This window comes from Luteibacter sp. 22Crub2.1 (assembly GCF_900167995.1).
Taxonomy (GTDB): Bacteria; Pseudomonadota; Gammaproteobacteria; order Xanthomonadales; family Rhodanobacteraceae; genus Luteibacter; species Luteibacter mycovicinus.
On the sequence record NZ_FUYT01000011.1, the window covers coordinates 159,405 to 180,907 of the forward strand.

The 21,503-nt window shown below is 66.8% G+C and carries 19 protein-coding genes; 14 read left to right on the forward strand and 5 right to left on the reverse strand.

The window, feature by feature from the left end:
• Window positions 1-39: 39 nt before the first annotated feature.
• The 4 genes from B5X73_RS13230 to B5X73_RS13245 are packed head-to-tail and all read right to left on the reverse strand — an operon-like array spanning window position 40 to window position 4,471.
• The gene (locus B5X73_RS13230) at window positions 40-795 is read right to left on the reverse strand and encodes a DeoR/GlpR family DNA-binding transcription regulator (protein WP_036114096.1); all 756 of its coding nucleotides are present in this window, start codon (window positions 793-795) and stop codon (window positions 40-42) included.
• Complete coding sequence (locus B5X73_RS13235) at window positions 785-2,443, reverse strand: ABC transporter permease subunit (protein WP_079522067.1); 1,659 nt, start codon at window positions 2,441-2,443, stop codon at window positions 785-787. Before B5X73_RS13235 ends, B5X73_RS13230 begins: the two co-directional genes overlap by 11 nt.
• A complete protein-coding gene (locus B5X73_RS13240) occupies window positions 2,440-3,441 on the reverse strand; it encodes an ABC transporter ATP-binding protein (RefSeq protein WP_079522068.1) in 1,002 nt (333 codons plus the stop codon). Before B5X73_RS13240 ends, B5X73_RS13235 begins: the two co-directional genes overlap by 4 nt.
• Before the next feature lie 28 nt (window positions 3,442-3,469).
• Window positions 3,470-4,471, reverse strand: a complete 1,002-nt coding sequence (locus B5X73_RS13245; RefSeq protein WP_079522069.1) for an ABC transporter substrate-binding protein — start codon at window positions 4,469-4,471, stop codon at window positions 3,470-3,472.
• A gap of 137 nt (window positions 4,472-4,608) precedes the next feature.
• Here B5X73_RS13245 and hisN point away from each other — a divergent pair, with 137 nt between their 5' ends.
• Both hisN and B5X73_RS13255 read left to right on the forward strand, forming a co-directional pair.
• Complete coding sequence (gene hisN / locus B5X73_RS13250; protein WP_079522095.1) at window positions 4,609-5,400, forward strand: histidinol-phosphatase; 792 nt, start codon at window positions 4,609-4,611, stop codon at window positions 5,398-5,400.
• A 6-nt stretch (window positions 5,401-5,406) separates the two neighbouring features.
• Window positions 5,407-7,536, forward strand: a complete 2,130-nt coding sequence (locus tag B5X73_RS13255; RefSeq protein WP_079522070.1) for a phosphocholine-specific phospholipase C — start codon at window positions 5,407-5,409, stop codon at window positions 7,534-7,536.
• Window positions 7,537-7,563: 27 nt separating this feature from the next.
• Here B5X73_RS13255 and B5X73_RS13260 read toward each other — a convergent pair whose 3' ends face one another.
• Window positions 7,564-9,051, reverse strand: a complete 1,488-nt coding sequence (locus tag B5X73_RS13260) for a tetratricopeptide repeat protein (protein ID WP_079522071.1) — start codon at window positions 9,049-9,051, stop codon at window positions 7,564-7,566.
• 124 nt (window positions 9,052-9,175) lie between these two features.
• Here B5X73_RS13260 and prmB point away from each other — a divergent pair, with 124 nt between their 5' ends.
• The 12 genes from prmB (at window position 9,176) to B5X73_RS13320 (ending at window position 21,501) form a co-directional block, all read left to right on the forward strand.
• Window positions 9,176-10,096, forward strand: a complete 921-nt coding sequence (prmB, locus tag B5X73_RS13265; protein WP_043693369.1) for a 50S ribosomal protein L3 N(5)-glutamine methyltransferase — start codon at window positions 9,176-9,178, stop codon at window positions 10,094-10,096.
• A 16-nt stretch (window positions 10,097-10,112) separates the two neighbouring features.
• A complete protein-coding gene (gene aroC / locus B5X73_RS13270) occupies window positions 10,113-11,222 on the forward strand; it encodes a chorismate synthase (RefSeq protein WP_079522072.1) in 1,110 nt (369 codons plus the stop codon).
• Window positions 11,219-12,217, forward strand: a complete 999-nt coding sequence (locus B5X73_RS13275) for a 2-hydroxyacid dehydrogenase (protein WP_079522073.1) — start codon at window positions 11,219-11,221, stop codon at window positions 12,215-12,217. Before aroC ends, B5X73_RS13275 begins: the two co-directional genes overlap by 4 nt.
• Before the next feature lie 31 nt (window positions 12,218-12,248).
• Complete coding sequence (locus tag B5X73_RS13280) at window positions 12,249-13,277, forward strand: aspartate-semialdehyde dehydrogenase (RefSeq protein WP_079522074.1); 1,029 nt, start codon at window positions 12,249-12,251, stop codon at window positions 13,275-13,277.
• Entirely contained in the window at window positions 13,277-13,567 is a 291-nt protein-coding gene (locus tag B5X73_RS13285; RefSeq protein ID WP_079522075.1) for a hypothetical protein, read from the forward strand. Before B5X73_RS13280 ends, B5X73_RS13285 begins: the two co-directional genes overlap by 1 nt.
• A 168-nt stretch (window positions 13,568-13,735) precedes the next feature.
• The gene (locus tag B5X73_RS13290; protein ID WP_079522076.1) at window positions 13,736-16,255 is read left to right on the forward strand and encodes a motility hub landmark protein FimV; all 2,520 of its coding nucleotides are present in this window, start codon (window positions 13,736-13,738) and stop codon (window positions 16,253-16,255) included.
• 490 nt (window positions 16,256-16,745) lie between these two features.
• Complete coding sequence (gene truA, locus B5X73_RS13295; protein ID WP_036114074.1) at window positions 16,746-17,513, forward strand: tRNA pseudouridine(38-40) synthase TruA; 768 nt, start codon at window positions 16,746-16,748, stop codon at window positions 17,511-17,513.
• The gene (locus tag B5X73_RS13300; protein WP_079522077.1) at window positions 17,510-18,121 is read left to right on the forward strand and encodes a phosphoribosylanthranilate isomerase; all 612 of its coding nucleotides are present in this window, start codon (window positions 17,510-17,512) and stop codon (window positions 18,119-18,121) included. The genes truA and B5X73_RS13300 overlap by 4 nt, the downstream gene beginning before the upstream one ends.
• A gap of 10 nt (window positions 18,122-18,131) precedes the next feature.
• Window positions 18,132-19,343, forward strand: coding sequence for a tryptophan synthase subunit beta (gene trpB / locus B5X73_RS13305; RefSeq protein ID WP_043693385.1), 1,212 nt, complete (start codon window positions 18,132-18,134; stop codon window positions 19,341-19,343).
• A complete protein-coding gene (gene trpA, locus B5X73_RS13310; RefSeq protein ID WP_079522078.1) occupies window positions 19,343-20,143 on the forward strand; it encodes a tryptophan synthase subunit alpha in 801 nt (266 codons plus the stop codon). The genes trpB and trpA overlap by 1 nt, the downstream gene beginning before the upstream one ends.
• Window positions 20,144-20,206: 63 nt before the next feature.
• Window positions 20,207-21,079: an acetyl-CoA carboxylase, carboxyltransferase subunit beta gene (gene accD, locus B5X73_RS13315; protein WP_079522079.1), complete on the forward strand. Its 873-nt coding sequence runs from the start codon at window positions 20,207-20,209 to the stop codon at window positions 21,077-21,079.
• Window positions 21,080-21,294: 215 nt separating this feature from the next.
• The gene (locus tag B5X73_RS13320; RefSeq protein WP_043693394.1) at window positions 21,295-21,501 is read left to right on the forward strand and encodes a DUF6229 family protein; all 207 of its coding nucleotides are present in this window, start codon (window positions 21,295-21,297) and stop codon (window positions 21,499-21,501) included.
• The last annotated feature ends 2 nt before the right edge of the window (window positions 21,502-21,503 follow it).

Sequence of the window (21,503 nt, forward strand, 5' to 3'; positions counted from 1 at the left end):
TTGTGATGGGTGAGTTGGCCTTCCTGGCACGTTGTTGTTTCAGGCGTATTCGACATCGCCGATCGCCTTACTGATGGCGGCGATACCGCGCGACTTTTCCGAGCGGCGGTCAGTGACCAGCACGTCGATCCGGTCCGCGGGACACCAGGCGACGCGACTGCGTACGCCGATTTTTGAATGGTCCGCCGCGATCACGATGCGTCGTGCGCTGGCGCACATCGCACGGGCGATCTCGGCTTCCTCCATTTCGAAACTGCTGGCACCGGCCTTCGCATCGATGCCCACCGGCGAAAGGATCGCCAGGTGGGGCTGATAGCGGCCGATCTCGGCGATCGTCGCCGATCCGTTGGTACAGCCGATCTGCGCATCGAAGCGACCGCCGAGCAGATGAACCTCGTTGCCGGGGCGTGACGCGAAGCGCGCCGCCACGTCGACCGCATTGGTGACGATGGTGAGCCCGCTTCGTGTCGCCAATGCTTCAGCGACGAGCGTCATCGTGCTGCCCGCATCCATGAAGATGGTCTGGCCGCTCTCGACCAGGCTGGCGACCTTCTTCGCGATCGCGCGTTTTTCGCGTACGCGGGTAGCATGGCGCACGGCGATCGGCGGCTCATCGCCGGTCAGCACGGCACCGCCGTGCACACGGCGGATTTCTCCGAGCGCGGCCAGTTCGACCAGGTCGCGGCGAATGGTTTCGCGCGACACGCCGAGCTCGGCGACGATGCGCTCCACGGAGACCTTGCCGCTGGCGCGGAGCAGGTCACGGATACGGGTGTGTCGTTCTTCATGCCACATGGCGTCGGTCCTTGAGTGTGTGGAGGATGAGGCGCATGGCGCCCAGTGCGAGGCCGCCGGCGAGGACGACGCACATCGCGTACGCCGCCGCCTGGGCCAGGAAGCCGTTTTCGTCCAGGCGCATCACCGTGACCGAGGCAAGGCCGAGGTCGGGCGTCACCAGGAAGATCACGCCCGACAGGGTCACCAGCGAGCGCATGAACAGATAGAAGAAGGTCGCGACAGCGGCGGGCGCCGCGAAAGGCAGCACCGCGTCGCGAACGACGTGACGTGTGTCGCCGCCGAACACCGCCACCGCGTCTTCCAGTGCTTCCGGAACACGACGCATACCGGTCTGCATCGTAAGAAAGGACGGCGCGTGATAGTGATAGAGACTGCATGCCGCGACGATCGCCACGCTGCCGTAGAGCCAGGTCGACAAGGCGCCGTGATTGAAGGTGAGCACGTAGCCGAGTCCCAGGACCATGCCGGGCACGGCGGCGGGAAGCGAAGCCAGCACCTGCACCGGCCGGGCAACCCAGCCGGGCAGTCGACGCAGCCCGGCGGACAGTGCGAAGACCAGAACGACGCCGGCGAGTGCCGCCAGCAGCGAGACCCATAGCGACGTGCCCACCGGCCCGTATCCGTCGGGCATGCCGCCGAGGTAGTTGGCCAGGGTGAGGGTGCGGTTGTACGGCCAGAGTTTGACGAGGCTGACGTAGGCGACGGTGCCGACGACGGCGACGATGCCGAGCACGGCCAGCAGCGTCACGGCGCCGAGTACGCTGTCGCGCCACATGTTGCGCTCCGGCACCAGCGCGCGGCCCGGACTCGCGTCACCCATGTCCTGCCGGCGCTTCGCCAGGCGACCCAGCCAGACCGAGAGCACGGCGGGCGCGAGCAACAACACGCCGAGCGTCGCACCCATCGGGAAATCGAGCTGGCCCACCACTTCGCTGTAGATCTCCATGGCGAGTACGCGATAGCTGCCACCGACGACGACCGCGCTGCCGAAGTCCGTCAGCGTTTCGGTGAAGACCAGAAACGCGGCGGCCAGCACGGCGAAGCGGATGCGTGGCGCCGTGACGTCGACGAACTGGCGCCAGGGCGTGGCACCCATCGATGCGGCGGCGTCGTAGTGGCGGGCGGGGGTCCGCTCCAGTGCGGCCGACACGATGATTACGACCTGCGGCAGCCCGTAGAGCAGGTTGGCAAGCAACAGGCCCCAGAAGCCGTAGATGTCCGTGGGCCATCCGGTCAGGCGGTGGACGAGGCCATTGCGGCCGAGCAGGCACACCAGCCCGAGGCCGAGCACGAGCGAGGGGGCGAGCATGGGGAGCAGCAACGCGCCGCGAATCAGCGCCTTGCCTGGAAGTCGCGAGCGGTGCAGGGCCATGGCGACGCACACGCCGGTCGCGAGGGTGCCGAGCGTCGTCGTCACGCCGATGACCAGACTGTGCAGCGCCGCACGCGGCAGGCCGGGATCGTCGAACAGACGCGCGTAGTTCGACAGCGTGACGGCACCATGGGCGTCGGTGACGCTCCGCCACAGCACCGTCAGCAGGGGATAGAGGAAGAAGCCGGACAGGCCCAGCAGCGGCGGCACGATAAGCAGGATGCCCGCCATGTGGCGTCGTGTGTGCGCCGCGGCCAGTGTCAACGCACTCATGCGGCGACCCACGCACCGCGGGTTGCATCGACCGACACGGCCTCGCCCGGATTCAGGTTGCTGCGCCCCGGCAGTTCGACGAGTAACGAGCGGCCACGCCAGGCGATGCGCGCGTGGGCGAGGTTGCCCAGGAAGGTGAGTTCCTCGATCACACCTTCACCGCGTGGATCGGCGACGATCTTCAGGTCCTCCGGCCGCAGGCAGAGGTCGAAGGTGGCTTCGGCACCCGGAGGGCGCCGTTCGAGGAACGCGGGCATCGCCTCGCGCACGAGCGCGGTGGACAGGAGGTTGGATTTGCCGATGAAGCTGGCGACGAAGCGCGTGCGCGGCCGCTCGTAAAGGCAGCGCGGCGTGCCGATCTGCTCCACGCGTCCCTCGTTCATGCAGACGATGGTGTCCGCCATGGCCAGTGCCTCGTCCTGATCGTGCGTGACCATCAGGGTCGGAATGCCCAGCGAGCGTTGCAGCGAGCGGATCTCCGTGCGGAGCTGTGTCCGGATGGCCGGATCCAGCGCGGAAAGCGGCTCATCCAGCAGAAGCATGGCCGGATCGCTGGCCAGTGAGCGAGCCAGCGCCACACGCTGTTGCTGACCGCCGGAAAGCTCGTCCGGATAGCGCGCGGCGAGTGCGCCCAGGCCCACGCGATCGAGCAGGTCGGCGGTGCGCGAGATGACGGTCGCGGGTATCTCGCGGCGCAGACGCATGGGGTAGCCGACGTTGGCGGCGACGGTCATGTCCGGGAACAGCGAATAGGACTGAAACACCAGGCCCATGCGACGGTCGCGCGCGGGCAGCCGGGTGATATCGCGTTCGCCGAGGATGACCCGGCCGGCATCGGGCGGCGTCAGTCCGGCGACGATGCGTAGCAACGTCGTCTTGCCGCAGCCGCTGGGGCCGAGCAGGCAGACGAAGTCGCTCTCACCGGCGGTGAAGGACACGCCGTCGAGCACGGTCTGCCCGTTCCAGGCCTTCGCGATGTCGTCGATGCGAAGATGCATGTTCCCCTTGACTCCCCGGGCCGGCGCGTCAGCGCGTCAGCCGCTTGTATCTGGCAATGAGCGCCGCGCGTTCGCGCGCCGCCGTAGTGAAGTCGCGGGCGGGCAGCGTCGCGACGAGGTCGGCGGGCAAGCCCTGCCGTTGTTGTTCTTCGGTCGGTTTGCTGCCAGGCGCCGCGACGATTTCCTTGAAACCGCGGTACAGCGAAGCGGCTTCCGGCGACGCGGTCCAGTCGAGGAAACGGCGGGCGTCCGCGTCGTGCACGGCATCCTTCATCAGGGCGGAACCTTCGAGTTCGTAGCCGGCGCCATCCGACGGAATCACCATCGTCACCGGATAACCCTGGCGGATCGACTGCATCGCGGAAAACGCGAACGACACGCCGATCGGAAATTCGCCGATGCGTGCGAGCTTGCACGGCGCGGAACCCGAGAGCGTTATCTGGCCCACGTTGTGTGCGATCGCGGTGACCAGCGCCATGCCTTTCGCGCTGCGCCCGGCATCGCTGAGCGAGGACAACACCATGTATCCGGTGCCCGACGATGCCGGATCGGGCATGGCGATCTGCCCGCGGTAACGCGGCGAGGTCAGGTCCTGCCACGTCCGCGGCACAGGCAGTCCGCGTTCGGCCAGCGCTTCACGGTTGACGCACAACGCGGCCAGATAGCCCGTGGGTGCGAACCAGCTGGCGTCCGCACCGCGAAAGCGGGCGGGCATGCGGTCGATGTTGTCCCCGTGGATGGGTGTGAGCAGTGCGGCGATGCGTGGGTCGAGCATGTCGGTGACGGCCATACCCCAGATCGCGTCGTTGCGCGGCTGGGCCGATTCCGCCAGCAGGCGCGCGGCAAGATCGCCACTGGACAGACGCAGCACATGTATGTCCAGATCGGGCAGGGCTTTCTTCGCCGCAGCGAGATAGGTGGCGATTTCGTCGCTCTCCAGCGCGGAGTAGACGGTGACGCTACCCGCATTCGCCACGCCACAGGCGGCGCCCAGGGCGACGGTGCAGGCGATCTGGCGGTATGGACGCATCGATGTCCCCGGGCTGTGGCGCTGAAACAACATACCCCACCTGTGTGGCGTTTTGGGTATATTTGCAAAGCTGGGGACTTAGATCCAGCAGAGAATTTTCGTTTTTGTCATCAACCCGAAACGTTGGAGTGCTGTCGATGGAATCGTTGTCCGCCGCCGGGCGGAAGGAATTCGAGGCGTTTGCCGTGGGTATCGCCGACAACGCCCGAGCCTTGTCGCTGCCGCGTTTCCGCCGTCCCGTCGATGTCACCCTGAAAGGCGACATGAGTCCCGTGACGGCCGTGGATCGCGGCGTGGAATCCATGCTGCGCGAGCGCATCGAGCAGGCCTGGCCGGGCCATGGCCTGCTGGGTGAGGAATACGGCGCGACGCGTATCGACGCCGAGTTCGTGTGGTCGATCGATCCGATCGACGGCACGCGCAGTTTCATCTCCGGCTGGCCGCTGTGGGGCACCTTGCTCGCATTGCTGCATCGCGGTCGTCCCGTGCTCGGCCTGCTGGACATGCCGGCGCTCGACGAACGCTGGATCGGCCACGTCGGGGTAGGTACCACGATGAACGGACATCCGTGCCGCACCAGCGTGTGTGAAGCGCTGGCGGAGGCGACGCTATACACCACGACGCCGGACATGTTCACGCCGGAAGAGTGGGCGAAATTCGACCGTACGAGCCGCGCCGCCTACACCCGTCGCTTCGGTGGCGACTGCTACGGCTACGGCATGTTGGCGTCCGGTCATATCGATGCAGTGATTGAAGCGAATCTTATGCCGTACGACTACCTCGCCATCGCACCGGTGGTCGAAGCGGCGGGCGGCGTGATCACCGACTGGGAGGGGCGTGCGCTGGGCCTCGACAGTGGCGGTCGTGTCGTCGCGGCCGCGACGCCGGCCTTGCACCTGACCCTCATCGAATCCCTGCGACAGGACTGAGTTTCCATGGTTTCACGCGATCGGCGCCGTTTCCTCCAGACCGCGGGTGCGACGGCGGTGGCCTCGCTGGTCGCGCAGGGTTTTCCCGCCGCTATCGCGAAAGCGCTGGCCACGCCACCGGACCGTCGCACGGGCAGCATCGCGGACGTCGAACACGTGGTGATCCTCATGCAGGAAAACCGGTCGTTCGATCACTACTTCGGCAGCCTGCGCGGTGTGCGCGGTTTTGCCGACCCGCGCGTACTCGAACTCGGTAACGGCGATCCGGTATGGAAACAACCCGTCGGCGCCGCTCGCACGAAATACTGGAAGTCGCGCGGCATCGGCGACGATGTGGCCTGGGTCTATCCGTTCCACCTCGACACCCGTGCCAGCGGCGACCACCACGAGGGGACCGATCACGGCTGGAGTACCGGCCACGGCGCGTGGAACCTCGGACACAACGATCGCTGGATCGAGCAGAAACAGGACGTGCTGACCATGGCGTACCTGCGCCGTGACGATGCCGCGTTTCATTACGCGCTCGCCGACGCGTTCACCGTCTGCGATGCGTACCACGCGTCCGCGCTGGCCGATACGGCGATCAACCGCATCTACCTGTGGAGCGGGACGTGCGATCCCTCGGGGCGGCTGAGCCGCGAGCCGAATGGTCCCGGCACGGAAGAACGCGCGGATGCCAATGGCTATACGTGGACGACGTACCCCGAGCGGCTGGAGAAAGCCGGCATCAGCTGGCGCGTTTATCAGGGCGGCACGGGTGAGCCGGGTTCGCCCACCGACAATTACACCGACAACTCGCTCGAATTCTTCGCGGCCTATCAGGTGAAGGAAGGGGCGGATCCGAACGGCTCACTCGTGCGCAATGGTGTTTCGACGCACACGTTGCGTGACCTGCGCGACGACGTCATCCATGGCCGGCTGCCGCAGGTCACCTGGATCGTCGCGCCCTACAAATACAGCGAGCATCCGACGTCCTCTCCGGCCGACGGTGCGTTCTACATCCGCAGCGTGCTCGATGCGCTGACCGTGAACCCGAAGGTCTGGGCGCGTACCGTGCTGTTCCTCAACTACGACGAAAACGACGGTTTCTTCGATCATGTCGTGCCGCCCGCCCCGCCGGCCGGGAGCGGTGAGGACGGGCAGGGCGTCGTATCGGACGATCTTGTCGCCTCGCTCGACGACGAGATCATGGACCTCGACGCGCATCCGAAGATTTCCGCGCCGCTCGTGCCTGGCAGCGATCCACGCGGCAGACAGCCGGTGGGGCTCGGCAATCGGGTGCCGATGATCGTGGTCTCTCCGTGGACACGTGGCGGCTGGGTATGTTCGGAAACGTTCGACCACACCTCGGTACTGCGGTTTCTCGAGAAGCGCTTCGGTGTCGAGGAACCGAACATCAGTGCATGGCGCCGTTCCGTATGCGGCGATCTGACCAGCGCGTTCGATTTCACCGGTGTCGCCGACGACCGGGTACCCCGGCTCGGTGTGCCAGCCGGATCGGACGGCAAGCTCCCCATCGAGGTCCCGCGCGTACAAGCGATGCCGGTGCAGGAGGCGGGCAGCCGTCCTGCGCGCGCACTGGGCTACGCGTGGTCCGTAGAACACTCCCTGGACGCGGATGGCAGTCGACTCGTCTTCCGCAACACGGGGCGTCTGGGCGCCGCTTTCCTGGTCTACGACGGGTTGCGGCGGGATGCCCCACCGCGCCGTTACGCGGTGAGTGCGGGCAAGCGCATCGAGGATCGCTGGCCTCTGGCGAACGCAGGCGATGCATATGATCGACGTGTGCACGGTCCCCATGGATACCTGGCGCATCTTCGCGGCTTCGCCGGCGATGCGGTCGAGGCCGTTCTCGCCGGTGTGCCTGGCGCGCGTCGTGTGGAGGTCCGGCTCAGCAACGTTGGAACAACCCCGGTGCCGGTCCGCGTACGTAACGCGTATGCGCCGGAAGACTCACGCGAGCTGGAACTGGCGGCGGGCCAGTCGGTGACGTTGTCGTTCGACCTGCAGGCGAGCGCGGGCTGGTACGACATCGACATCGTCTCACCGGCGCAGCCGCGCTACCTGCGACGGTTCGCTGGCCATCACGAAGACGGTCGGCCGGCGACGAGCGATCCGGGACCGCGGACCGCCTGACCGGTCACCGCATTCCGTCGCCTCCGTTCAAGGGCGTTGCATGGCGTCGGCCGCCTTTATGCCGCGTAGCGACCCCGCGCGGCCGGGTGCCTGCGCCAGGGCGCTTTCGAAAGCCGACCGGGCGGCGGCAGGCTGCTTCTGCAGCAGCAGAAGATCGCCCAGTTGCTCGCGTGCGGGGACGACGGGACCCGGCGTGACCGGCCGTTTCTCGACCCGATCCTCGCGTTCGGCGGCATCGGTGAGCAGGGCGACCGCGGCGGAGGTATCGCCGGCCGTCTGTGCTGCCCATGCCTTGACTTCGGACGCAAGGATGCCGGTTTGCATCGACCAGTAGTCGTCGCCCGAGGTCCTCAGTGTCGCCTCGATCTGGTCCAGACGATGGGCCTCCGCACGCGCTTCGGCCGGATGGCCGGTCCGGGCCAGTCCGATGCCTCTTGCCCATACGGCGATGGCCACGACGGACGGTGGCGCTGTCTTCGGTGGGACGATGGCTGCGGCGTCATTCCAGCGCGCCTGTTCGACCGCCTCGCGGACCGGCATGGCCGTGGTGGCATAGGCGATGGCGAAGTCGCTCATGTCGGGATCGGCCAGGGCCTTCATGTCGGCGATCACCTGCCTGGCTTCCTTATCCCGACCCGTCTGAAGGTAGGCGTAGACCAGATAATCCATCGCGTGCAGTTCGCCCATGACATCGTCGTGGGCTTTGGCGGCCGCTTCGGACGCGAGGTTGGACCGAATGGAATCGTCCCACAGTCCCAGTCGCGTGAAGATGTGCGATGGCATGTGCAAGGCGTGGGGCGCGGAGGGAGCGATGCTGGCGTATTTGCGTGCCGCCGGCAGGCCGCTCGCCGCCAGTTCCGCACTGTCCGAGGCGTGGATCAGATAGTGCGCGATACCCGGATGGTCCGGGTACTGGCGGAACAGCGGGTCGAGAATGGCGATGGCCTCCTTCTGCTTCGCGTGCGTCCTGTCCGTCATCGATGCGTTCGAGAGCAACGCCAGTGCGTAGAACACGTGCGCTTCCACATCGTTCGGGTTGGCGCGCGCCAGTTGCGCCATCGCATGCTCATAGGCCTGGGTCCGCTGCGCAGGTTTGAGATCCTTGCCTGGTTGAAACAAAAGGCCCAGCGCATGGATGTATTGCTGCTCACGCGGCGACGGGGGCGCGAGGCGCGTGGCCTCCAGGGCTTCCCGCTGCGCACCGGCAAAGCTGTCCGCCGGCAGGGCCGGCGCCCACACCGGATGGAAGGCCGTCATCGCCATGCCCCAGTGGGCCATGGCGCAGGTCGGGTCCTTCGCGGTCACCTCGTGGAACGCCTGCGCGGCGGCGCCATAGGCGAAGGAATGGAGCAGGGCCACCGCACGGTTGAATGAGGGCTGGACGGCCGCCGCGCACGAGACCGGGAACGACACGGTGCCGAGCTTTTCGGGCACGCCATGATCGTGCATGTCGTGGGCCCAGGCGGTGGATGTCAGGGCGAGCGTCAAAGCGAAAACGCGCAGCGAACCGGTCATGCCGGGCTCCCATGATCCGGGCACAGGCTGCCCGTGAAGCTGCCCAATCTACGCCCGCCGGGCGGCCCCGCCTATCTCCCGGACGGCTATACTCCGTGGTCAGCCCCATCGAAAGCCGTATCCCGTGACCAGCGAACTCTCCTCGATCATCGATTTCATCCGCTACGGCGCCAGCCGTTTCTCGGCCGCCGGCCTGACGTTTGGCCATAGCCACGACAATCCGATCGACGAGGCCACCCATCTGGTGCTGGCCGCGCTGCACCTCCCGCCGGATATCCCGCCGGCTTACGGTGCAGGCAAGCTGATCGCGGAGGAGAAGGCGAAAGTGCTGGCCCTCATCGAACGCCGGGTCACCGAGCGCGTGCCCGTCGCGTATCTGGTCGGCGAAACCTGGTTCGCGGGCATGAAGTTCAAGAGCGACCACCGTGCGCTGGTCCCGCGCTCGCCCATCGCCGAGCTGATCGAAGGCCGCTTCACGCCGTGGCTCGACGACCGCCACATCGAGCGCGCGCTGGACCTGTGCACGGGCTCGGGCTGCATCGGCATCGCCATGGCCGAGTACAACCCCGACTGGCAGGTCGACCTGATCGACGTCAGCGACGACGCGCTGTCGCTGGCCAACGAGAACATCGTCTTCCAGCATGTGGAAGATCGCGTCCGCGCCATCAAGTCCGACCTGTTCGACGGCGTGAAGGGGGAGGTCTACGACCTGATCGTCTCCAACCCGCCGTACGTCACTCATGCCGAATACGCCGCCATGCCGGCCGAATACAGCCACGAACCCGTCCTCGGACTGACATCCGGCGATGATGGACTGGACATCACCCTGCGCATGCTCGATGAGGCCGCCGACCATCTCAGCGAAGACGGCCTGCTGATCGTCGAAGTCGGCGACAGCGAGCACGCTCTGGCGGCGTTGCTGCCGCGCGTGCCCTTCGTCTGGTTGGAGTTCAAGGTCGGTCAGATGGGCATCTTCGCGCTGGAGCGGCGCGACCTGATCGAGCACGCCTCGGATATCGCAGCCGCACGCGCGGCAAGAAACTGAATCCATCGGAAGTACCGTGTCCTCCAATACGTTCGGCAAGCTGCTCTCTGTCACCACCTTCGGCGAAAGCCACGGCCCGGCGATCGGGTGCGTGGTCGACGGGTGTCCCCCGGGTCTGGCACTGGAGGCGTCCGAATTCCGTGCCGACCTCGAGCGCCGCGCCACCGGGCGCTCGCGGCACACCTCGCAACGCCGCGAGGCGGATGACATCGAGATCCTCTCGGGCGTCTACGAGGGGGTGACCACGGGCACCCCGATCGCGCTTGTGATCCGCAATACCGACGCGCGGTCAAAGGATTACGGCAATATCCTCGACACGTTCCGCCCGGGGCATGCCGACTACACCTACTGGCAGAAGTACGGCGTGCGCGACCCGCGCGGCGGCGGCCGGTCGTCGGCGCGCGAGACCACCATGCGCGTGGCGGCTGGTGTCATCGCCAAGAAGTGGCTGGCCCAGCGCTATGGCGTTACCGTTCGCGGCCACGTGTCCCAGATCGGCGAGATGGTGCCGCGTGGCTTCGACGCCGATGCCATCGAGACCAGCCCGTTCTTCTGGCCCGACGCGGCCCAGATTCCCGAACTCGAGTCCTATATGGACTCCCTGCGCAAGTCGGGCGATTCCGTGGGCGCCAGAGTCACCGCGGTCGCCGACGGCGTGCCGGCGGGCTGGGGCGAGCCGATCTACGGCAAGCTGGACGGCCAACTCGCCGCCGCCATGATGTCGATCAATGCGGTCAAGGGTGTCGAGATCGGCGACGGCTTCGCCGCCGTGGCCCAGCGCGGCACGCAGCACCGCGACGAACTCACCGCCGACGGTTTTCTCTCCAATCACGCGGGCGGCATCCTGGGCGGCATCGCCTCGGGCCAGCCTGTCGTCGTCTCGGTGGCCTTCAAGCCGACCTCCAGCATCCTGATCCCGGGGCGCAGCGTCGACCGGGCAGGGCAGCCGGCCGAGGTCGTGACCAAGGGCCGCCATGATCCCTGCGTGGGTATCCGCGCCGTGCCCATCGTCGAGGCCATGCTGGCTCTGGTCCTGATGGATCAGGCGCTGCGCCATCGCGCGCAATGCGGCGATGTGGGCGAGGTGCCCCCGCGGATCCCCGGCGCCGTACAGGACAACGCATGAGCAAGCCAGTCGTCTGGGTCTCGCGACCCTTCTTTCCCGATATCGTCGACCGTCTGCGCGAGCACTTCGACGTGCGCGCCGAGACCGAAGAACGGCCGTTCTCGCCAGCTGAGCTGGCGGAACGTCTGGCCGACGCCGACGCCGCGATCGTCGGCCTCGCCGACAAGATCGATGGCAAGGTGCTGCAGGGCGCGCCGAAGCTGCGCTTCGTGGCCAATCTCGGAGTGGGGTACAACAACCTCGACATCGATGCCCTGACCAGCGCCGGTGTCGGTGCGTCGAACACTCCGGACGTGCTCAACGAGACGGTAGCCGATTACGCCTGGGCCCTGATGCTCGCCGCGGCCCGCCGGGTGGGCGAGTCCGAACGCTGGCTGCGTGACGGGCAGTGGCATGGCTCGCGTTTCGAGGGCTGGCTGGGCGCCGACGTGCACGGCAAGACCATCGGTATCCTCGGCATGGGCCGGATCGGGCAGGCCATCGCGCGCCGTGCCTCCGGTTTCCGCTCGCCGGTGATCTACCACAACCGGTCGCGCCTCGAGGCCTCGATCGAGCGCGACTGCGGGGCCCGGTACGTCGACAAGGCCACGCTGCTCGCCCAGTCGGACCACCTGATTCTGGTGCTGCCGTTCACCCCGGCCAATCGCCATACGATCGGCGAGGCGGAGCTGAAGGCCATGAAGCCGACGGCCACCCTGGTCAATATCGCCCGCGGCGGCATCGTCGATGACGCGGCCCTGGCCCGGGCGCTGACCGACGGGACGATCGCCTCGGCCGCCCTCGACGTGTTCGAAGGGGAGCCCCAGGTGCACCCCGACCTGCTGAAAATCGAAAATATCGTGCTCAGTCCGCACATCGCCAGCGCAAGTCGCGACACACGTCGCGATATGGCGGCGCTGGCTGTGGACAATGTGCTGGCGGCGTTTGGACATGGTCCCCACGCCGGCCGGCCACCCACGATTCTCAATCCGGGTGTACTGGCCGACGCCAGCTGACCTGTTTCCCACGCCCTGACGAAAGCGACTGATGAGCAAGAAGACGAGTTACAAGGTAGCCATGGTGGGTGCGACCGGCGCGGTCGGCGAAACCCTCCTTTCGATCCTCGCCGAACGGGACTTCCCGGTCAGCGAACTGGTGCCCCTGGCGAGCGAGCGCTCGGCGGGCGGTACGGTCGATTTCGCTGGAAAACCTTACGTCGTCCAGGATCTCGCCAATTACGACTTCGACGGCGTGGATATCGCCTTCTTCTCCGCCGGCGGCTCCGTCAGTCGTGAGCACGCGCCGCGCGCCGCGGCGGCCGGTGCGGTGGTGATCGACAACACCTCCGAATTCCGCTACCAGGACGACATTCCGCTGGTGGTGTCCGAGGTCAACCCGCACGCGATCGCCGATTACACGGTGCGCGGCATCATCGCCAACCCGAACTGCTCGACCATGGGCATGCTGGTGGCGCTGGCGCCGATCCATCGCGAGGTGGGCATCGAACGCATCAACGTGGCCACCTACCAGTCGGTGTCGGGTGCGGGCCGCAGCGGCCTGGAAGAGCTGGGCAAGCAGACCGCGCAGATGCTCAACTTCCAGGACGTCGAGACGTCCAAGTTTCCCAAGCAGATCGCCTTCAACGTGATCCCGCACATCGACGACTTCCAGCCCAACGGGTACACCAAGGAAGAAATGAAGATGGTCTGGGAGACCCGGAAGATCCTCGAGGATCCTTCGATCCAGGTGAACCCGACGGCGGTGCGCGTGCCGGTGTTCTACGGCCACTCCGAGGCCGTGCACATCGAGACCCGCGACAAGATCACGGCCGAGCGCGCCCGCGAACTGCTGGAGCAGGCGCCGGGCATCGTCGTGCAGGACGAGCGCAAGGCCGGCGGTTATCCGACCCCGGTCGGCGATGTCGCCGGCAAGGATCCCGTGTTCGTGGGCCGTATCCGTGAAGACATTTCCCATGAGCGCGGCCTCGACCTCTGGGTCGTGTCCGACAACATCCGCAAGGGTGCGGCGCTGAATGCCGTGCAGATCGCGGAGATCCTGATCGAGGACTATCTGTAATGAATCATCGCGCCGTCGCCGCTTGCCTGCTCGTTCTGGTATCGCCTCTTGCGATGGCCGGGCAGCGGGCGACGGCGCCGGCGCGAGCTGAAGATGCGCAGGCCGCCCGGGCCAGACTGGACGCGACGCACCGGGAGGTCACGGCGCAGGATGCCAGTGTGAAGCAGCTCAAGGCCAGGGTCGACACGCTGGAGTCGAACTCCGACGCGGCGGCGAAAGCCCTGGCCGAACGCGACCGGAAGATCGCCGAGCTGGAAAAGCAACTGGCCGCCGAGCAACGGCCGCGTTAACTGTAAGGGGGGCGTGTACGGGATTCGCGAACGACCGCAACGTTGTCGCGTAACTACCCGTGTTCGCTATTGTTAGTTGTTGCTGGGGTGCACTAAAGTGGCGCCTTCGCGGTTGATCGCCCGAAAGAGGCGCGCCGCCGGCATGATATTCGTTCGGGGGAAGCAGTAATGAACCGCACATTGAAGTTGTCGATCATGCTGGCGCTGGTAACGGGGGGCGGCCACGCCATGGCCCAGAACCTGGGTCCGGTCCAGATGCGCTCCACCATGGAACAGCCGTTGGTCGCGGAAATCCCGCTGACCGGCGTGTCGGGTAGTCTCGACAACGTCCATGTCACGCTGGCTTCGCCGGAGGCTTTCTCCCGCGCCGGGCTCAACCGCGACGGCCTGCCCGTGGCGCTCAGCTTCGCGGTGGCCAGAAATGCCAGCGGCCAGCCGGTGATCCGGGTGACCAGCAGCTCGCCGGTCCGCGACACCTATCTCGATTTCCTCGTCGAGGTCTCCAGCGGTAGCAACAAGGTCGTCCGCGAGGTGACCATGCTGCTCGATCCGCCGGGCACCCCGATTTCGGCGCCGTCCACCGGTGCGCCGAAGCCGACCTCGCGCCCGTCGCGCACCTCGGACGTGCCGTCCCGCTCCTCGTCGGATGAATCGCGTCCGTCGCGCAGCGAAGCGGCCGCCCCGGCCAGATCGCCATCGCGCAGCAGCGCGCCGGTTTCCGCCGACGGTAGCTACGGTCCCGTCCAGCGCGGCCAGAGCCTGTCCGCCATCGTGCGCGCGCACGGCAACGGCGGCGACATGAACCAGATGCTGCTGGCCCTGCACAAGGCCAACCCGGATGCCTTCTACCGCGACAACATCAATGCGCTGAAGACGGGCGCCGTGCTGCGCGTGCCGTCGCCGGAAGACGTGCAGGCCCAGTCCGCCGCGTCGGCCCTGGCCGAAGTGCGTCGCCAGAACGAAGAGTGGCGCTCGGGCTCCACCCGCAAGCCGTCCGTGGTCGCCGATGGCGCCTCGACCGGCGCGGCACAGGACACCGGCAAGGCCGCCGCGCCCGCCAACGATCGCCTCGCCATCGTGCCGCCGAAGGCCGGTGGCGACGCCGCGTCCACCCGCGCGGGCACGAAGGACGGCAAGGGCGATGCCCAGGTCGCCGGCCTCAAGCAGGAGCTGACGACCCAGCAGGAAAACGTCGCCTCGCTGAAGCAGCAGGGCGCCGAACTGAAGTCGCGGATCAGCGATCTCGAAGAGATCAACACCAAGAACGAGCGCCTCCTGAGTCTCAAGGATTCGGAAATCGCCGAGCTGCAGCGCAAGCTGGCCGACGCGCGCAAGACGGGTGGCCAGCCGGCCGCGGCGGCTTCCGCGCCGACCCCGGCTCCGACGCCTGCTCCCGCACCGGCACCGGTCGCTGCCACGCCCGCGTCGACCCCGGCCGCTACCGCATCGGCTCCGGCGGCCACGCCGGCACCGGTACCGTCCGCCGCCGCCACGGTGGCAACGACGCCGTTGCAGGCACCGGCGGCCGCGCCTCAGGCGCCTGCGCCCGCGCCAGTGGCTGCCGCCAGGCCGCCGGTCAAAAAGGCGATTCCGGTCGCGCCGGTCCCGGTCGAAGAAGATCCCTGGTACATGCAGCCGTGGGCATGGGGCGGCGGCGCCATCGTCGTCCTCCTGCTGCTGGTCGCGGCCGTGTTCAGCCGCAAGAAGCCCAGGCCTTCCGCGGCGAGCGCGAGTTCGCTGGCCGATCGCTTCGGCCACGAGCCGAGCTTCGGCGAATACGGTCATAACGATGCCATCGACCAGGATCAGCGCGAGATCCTCGACGCCCTGGCTGAACACCCGGACGACATCGGCCTGCACCTGGAGCTGGTCAGCCTCTACTACGGCCGCCGCGACGTCGAGCATTTCGAAGCCGCCGCCGAGGCCATGCACGCGCACGTCGCCGATCCGGAACAGCCGGAATGGCGCGAAGTCGTGATGATGGGTGAAGACCTGGCCCCCAGCCATCCGTTGTTCGGCGGCACGCCGGTCGACGCGGTGGAAGAGCCGTACGATACGTACACGGCCGCCACGCCGCACACGGCCGACGAGGCCGCCGCGCTCGAGGAATTCGACCTGGGCAGCTACGTGACGGGTCCGGACGAGGGTGAAATCCCGCCGCGTCCGGCACCGCAGAAACACAGCGAATACCACTTCAACTTCGACCTCACGCCGGTGCAGCGTGCCGAGGCGGATCGCCGTCCCAACGCACCGGACGTCTTCGATGTCGATGCGCCGGAATCGCCGTACAGCGAAACCCCGCTGCACGACGAGCCCGTCCACGGCTCGACCTTCGGCGACATCCTGAGCGAAGAAACAAAGACGCACGAGGAAGAGCGTTCGACGTGGTCGTTTGACGAAGACCATGATCTCGCCTCGCCCAGGCCGTCGGAGACGCCGCGTTTCGACGAGCCGCCGCGCTTCGACGAGCCGCCGGCGTTCCCGGTCTTCCCCGACGAAGAGCCGCTCACCGACCATTCGGCGGACAGCTTCAGCGACGATCCGGTCGACACCAAGCTCGACCTGGCCCGTGCCTACCTCGACATGGGCGACGCCGAAGGCGCCCGCCTGATGCTCGAGGAAGTCATCGCCGAGGGCTCGCAGATGCAGAAAGACACCGCGAAGCGGATTCTGAGCGATATCGTCTGAGTCATTCGCAGGCGTTGATACTGAAGCCCCGGTTGTGCCGGGGCTTTTTTTTGCTCGGCTTCGCCATCGCGTGGGTGCGAACGCGTCGAGGCAGGGGCGCCGCCGGGTGCCATTCTCGTCGCTAAGTCCTCCTTCGGCCTTCGCCTACGTGCGGAAGCGCTCCGAGAACGACACCCGGCGGCACCCCTCCGACCGATGAGGTTTCGTGCCGCAAAAACGATCGAGGAGCATAGGCGCAGGCCGCAAGATCGCCGCGCTCTGTTTTGCTCCCCCACAATCTACCGTTGCGTTGGGAGGGGGGCGTTGGCTGCCGTTCCTGGAGCGATTGCGCAGGGAGGCGAAGGCAGGACGAGGACTTAGCGACAGGAACGGCAGCCAACGGCTCCCCGGCCTCAACGCGAACACCCCAAGGCCCATACGCCCCCGAACGCACCCCCATCCCCCCGAGTGGTACTCTTTCCGGTTTCCACCGCCCCAAGAACCCCGCCCCATGCGCATCGCCCTTGGCGTCGAATACGACGGCACCGACTTCTTCGGCTGGCAGCGGCTCAGCCATGCGAAGACCGTGCAGGGTTCGCTGGAGGCCGCGCTCGCTTTCGTCGCGCAGACGCCCATCGAAGTGACGGCTGCCGGTCGCACTGACGCCGGGGTGCACGGTCGCTGCCAGGTGGTGCATTTCGACACCGAGGTGGTGCGCGACATGCGCGGCTGGATCCTCGGCGCCTGCTCCAATCTGCCGCATACGGTGGCGGTGACCTGGGCGCAGGTGGTGCCGGATGACTTCCATGCGCGGTTCTCCGCACGGGCCCGACGCTATCGGTATCGCCTGCTGCCGCGCTTCGTGCGCCCGGCGCTGGATGCGCGGTTCGTCGCCTGGGAGCGCCGTCAGCTCGATGCGGAGGCCATGAATGAAGCCGCGCAGGCGATCGTCGGCGAGCACGATTTCACCGCGTTCCGCGCGATCTCCTGCCAGGCCGCGCATGCGCGGCGTAACGTGCGCTCGATCCGCGTGTTTCGCGAAGACATCCATGTGGTGGTCGAGATCGAGGCGAATGCCTTTCTCCATCACATGGTGCGCAATATCGTCGGTTCACTGCTGCGAATCGGCCGTGGTGAAGAGAGCGTCGGCTGGATGGCCGAACTGCTGGCCGGCCGCGATCGCGAGGTCGCCGGCGCCACCGCACCCGCGGAAGGGCTGACCTTCCTCGGACCGCTTTACGAAGCCCACTGGGGGCTGCCACAGGAAGTGACGCTATGACCCGGATCAAGTTCTGCGGGCTGACCCGCATCGACGACGTGCGCCTCGCGGTGAACCTCGGCGTGGATGCCATCGGCTTCGTGATGACACGCAAGAGCAAGCGCTTTGTCGAGCCGGCCGCCGCCGCGCAGCTGCGCGATGCCGTTTCGCCGTACATCACCACGGTTGCGCTGGTGATGGACGATGAGCCTGCGTTTATCGACGAGGTGCTGCGCGTGCTCCGTCCCGACATGCTGCAGTTCCACGGCGCCGAAACCGACGACGAATGCGCCCGCTACGGCGTGCGCTATACCAAGGCCATCGCGATGGGTGAGGGTGAGGCGGCGCTGGCGCGTCTGCACGAATATCCGCGCGCGGCCGGGCTGCTGCTGGACGGGCACGGGCTCGGCGAGCAGGGCGGCAGCGGGCAGCGTTTCGACTGGTCGCGGATGCCGAAACATCTTGCGCAACCCCTGATCCTGGCGGGTGGGCTCGGCGCCGACAACGTGGCCGAGGCCATCCGCATCGCACGCCCCTGGGCCGTCGACGTCTCCAGCGGGATCGAGACGTCGCCCGGTATCAAGGATGGGGCTAAGATGGAACGCTTCATTTCCGCTGTACGACGATAACGAGAAGGCAATGACCGAAATCACGGATTTTCACGCCTACCCCGATGCGCATGGCCGCTTCGGTGACTACGGCGGCATTTACGTGGCGGAAACGCTCATGGAGCCCCTGGCCGAGCTGACCGCCGCGTATGAAAGACTGCGTGTCGATCCCGCCTTCATCGCCGAGCTCGATCGCGACCTCAAGTACTACGTGGGCCGTCCCAGCCCGGTGTACTTCGCCGAGCGGCTGACGAAGCACGTCGGCGGCGCGCGGATCATCCTCAAGCGTGAAGACCTGAACCATACGGGCGCGCACAAGATCAACAACACCGTGGGTCAGGCGCTGGTCGCCCGGCACATGGGCAAGTCGAGAATCATCGCCGAGACCGGCGCGGGCCAGCATGGCGTGGCGAGCGCCACCGTGGCCGCGCGTCTGGGCCTGAAGTGCGTCGTCTACATGGGCGCCGTCGACATCGAGCGGCAGAAGATCAACGTCTATCGTATGCGCCTGCTCGGCGCCGAGGTGGTCCCGGTCACTTCCGGTTCGAAGACACTCAAGGACGCCCTCAACGAGGCGATGCGCGACTGGGTCACGAATGTCGCCGACACCTTCTACATCATCGGCACCGTGGCGGGTCCGCACCCGTACCCGCAGATGGTCCGCGACTTCAACGCCATCGCCGGTCGCGAAGCGCGCGAGCAGACGCTGGAGCAGTTCGGCCGTCTGCCGGACGTCATCACGGCCTGCGTCGGTGGCGGCTCGAACGCCATCGGTCTGTTCCACGCCTTCCTCAACGACCGCGACGTGCGCATCGTCGGCGCCGAGGCGGCGGGCGACGGTATCGGTACGGGTCGTCATGCCGCCTCGCTGGCGGCGGGCAAGCCGGGCGTGCTGCACGGCAATCGCACCTACGTCCTCTCGGACGCGAACGGCCAGATCGTCGAAACGCATTCCGTTTCCGCGGGCCTCGACTATCCGGGCGTCGGCCCGGAGCACGCGTTCCTGAAGGACGCCGGTCGGGCGGAATACGTCGGCGTGACGGACGACGAAGCGCTCGAGGCGTTCCACTTGCTCGCCCGCACGGAGGGCATCCTCGCCGCGCTGGAATCGAGCCACGCGATCGCCCAGGCGATCAAGCTGGCCCGTGAACTGCCCAGCGACGGCCTGGTGCTCGCGAACCTTTCCGGTCGCGGGGACAAGGACGTGCACACGATCGCCGAGCGTGAAGGGATCGAGATCTGATGAGCCGCCTTGAAAGCCGTTTCGCGGCACTGAAAGCCGCCGGTCGTACCGGCCTGATCACCTTCGTCACGGCGGGTGACCCGCAGCCGGACGCCATGGTGCCGATGCTGCATGCGCTGGTCGCCGCGGGCGCCGACGTGATCGAACTGGGCGTGCCGTTCTCCGATCCCATGGCCGACGGCCCGGTGATCCAGCACGCCAGCGAGCGCGCGATCGCCAAAAGCATCGGCCTGCACAACGTGCTGGCCTGGGTCGCGGCGTTCCGTGAGACCGACAACGAAACGCCGATCGTCCTGATGGGCTATCTCAACCCGGTTGAGATGTACGGGTACCCGGAATTCGCCGACGATGCCGTGGAGAAGGGTGTCGATGGCGTGCTGATGGTCGACTGCCCGCTCGAGGAGGCGCACGTGCTCGCGCCGCTGCGCGATGCCGGCCTCGACCAGATCCTGCTGGCCTCGCCGACGACCACCGATACCCGGCTGCAGGCCTTGTGCGAGGCGGCTTCGGGCTTCCTGTATTATGTGTCGTTCGCTGGCATCACCGGCGCGGCCCAGCTCAGCACGGCGGATATCGCCGAGCGCGTGGCCGGCATCCGGGCGACGTCGAAGGCGCCGGTCGCCGTCGGCTTCGGTGTGCGCGACGCTGCGAGTGCCACTGCCATCGGCGCGTTCGCCGATGCGGTCGTCATCGGCAGTGCCCTGGTCGAACGTCTGGCCGGTGCGACGTCCGCTGACGAGGTGGCAAAACGGGCCAACGATTTCCTGGCCCCGATCCGCGCCGCCCTCGACGCGCGCTGATCGAAACGAGCTTCATGTAGGAGCGCGCCCCGCGCGCGACGCGACACCAATCGGAGACACACGATGAACTGGCTGCAGAAAATCATGACGCCGAAGACCCGCGCACCCAGCGCGGCCGGCGGTAAGGGCAAGGTGCCCGAGGGTGTGTGGGAGAAGTGCGCCGGTTGCGGCACGGTTCTTTACAAGCCGGAACTCGAAAAGTCGCTGATGGTCTGCCCGAAGTGCGGCCATCATCACGCGATCTCGGCGCGCGTGCGCCTCAACGCGTTCCTCGACGAAGGCAGCGCAAAGGAACTCTGGCCGAAGCTGGAGGCCGTCGACGCGCTCAAGTTCAGGGACCAGAAGAAGTACAAGGACCGAGTGGTCGCGGCGCAGAAGTCCACGGGTGAAAAGGACGCGCTGATCGCGATGTCCGGCACGCTGCTGGATCGTCCGATCGTTTCGGTCGCCTTCGAGTTCGCTTTCATGGGCGGCTCGATGGGGTCGGTGGTCGGTGAGAAATTCGCACGCGCCGCCGAGAAGGCGCTGGCGGAAAACAGCGCACTCGTCTGCTTCGCCGCCACGGGTGGCGCACGCATGCAGGAAGGCCTGTTCTCGCTGATGCAGATGGCCAAGACGTCGGCCGCACTGGCGCGCATGCGCGATGCCGGTGTGCCGTATATCTCGGTGCTTACGCATCCGACCACCGGCGGTGTGTCGGCAAGCCTTGGCATGCTCGGCGACCTCAACGTCGCCGAGCCGAAGGCGCTGATCGGTTTCGCCGGCCCGCGTGTCATCGAGCAGACCGTGCGCGAGACCCTGCCGGAAGGTTTCCAGCGTCCGGAGTTCCTGGTCGATCACGGCGCCATCGACATGATCGTCGACCGTCGCGAAATGCGCGAAAAGCTCGGCTCGATTCTGGGCATTCTCGAGAAGGCGCCGCGCGCGGCGGCGTGATCCGGGCTTCGTAAGTAAGCAAAACAAGGAAGGCCCCGGAGAAATCCGGGGCCTTCTTCGTTTGCGGCCGTCACTTTTGCGGCTCATGCCGAAAACACGTAACGACGCATGGCGTTGGCCCTTGTGCCGTATCCGGGCGCACGACAAGAATCGGCCGGGGTGAGGGCACCGGAGTACGTACGTTTTTCCATTCCATACCGCAAAGGATGAATCCGATGAACAACGACATGAACTTCGCTTCCAACTCCGTCAGCCGTGCCGCGCAATGGCGCACGCAGGCGGACAAGAACAACCCGGCGGGTGCGCTCTTCGCCAACGAATTCGCCGAGGCGGATATCATCGGCGGCACCGATATGCTCGTCACCGATTGTGCGATGTGTACGGGCTCCATCAAGAACACCATCCACATCTACTGCGCCTGATC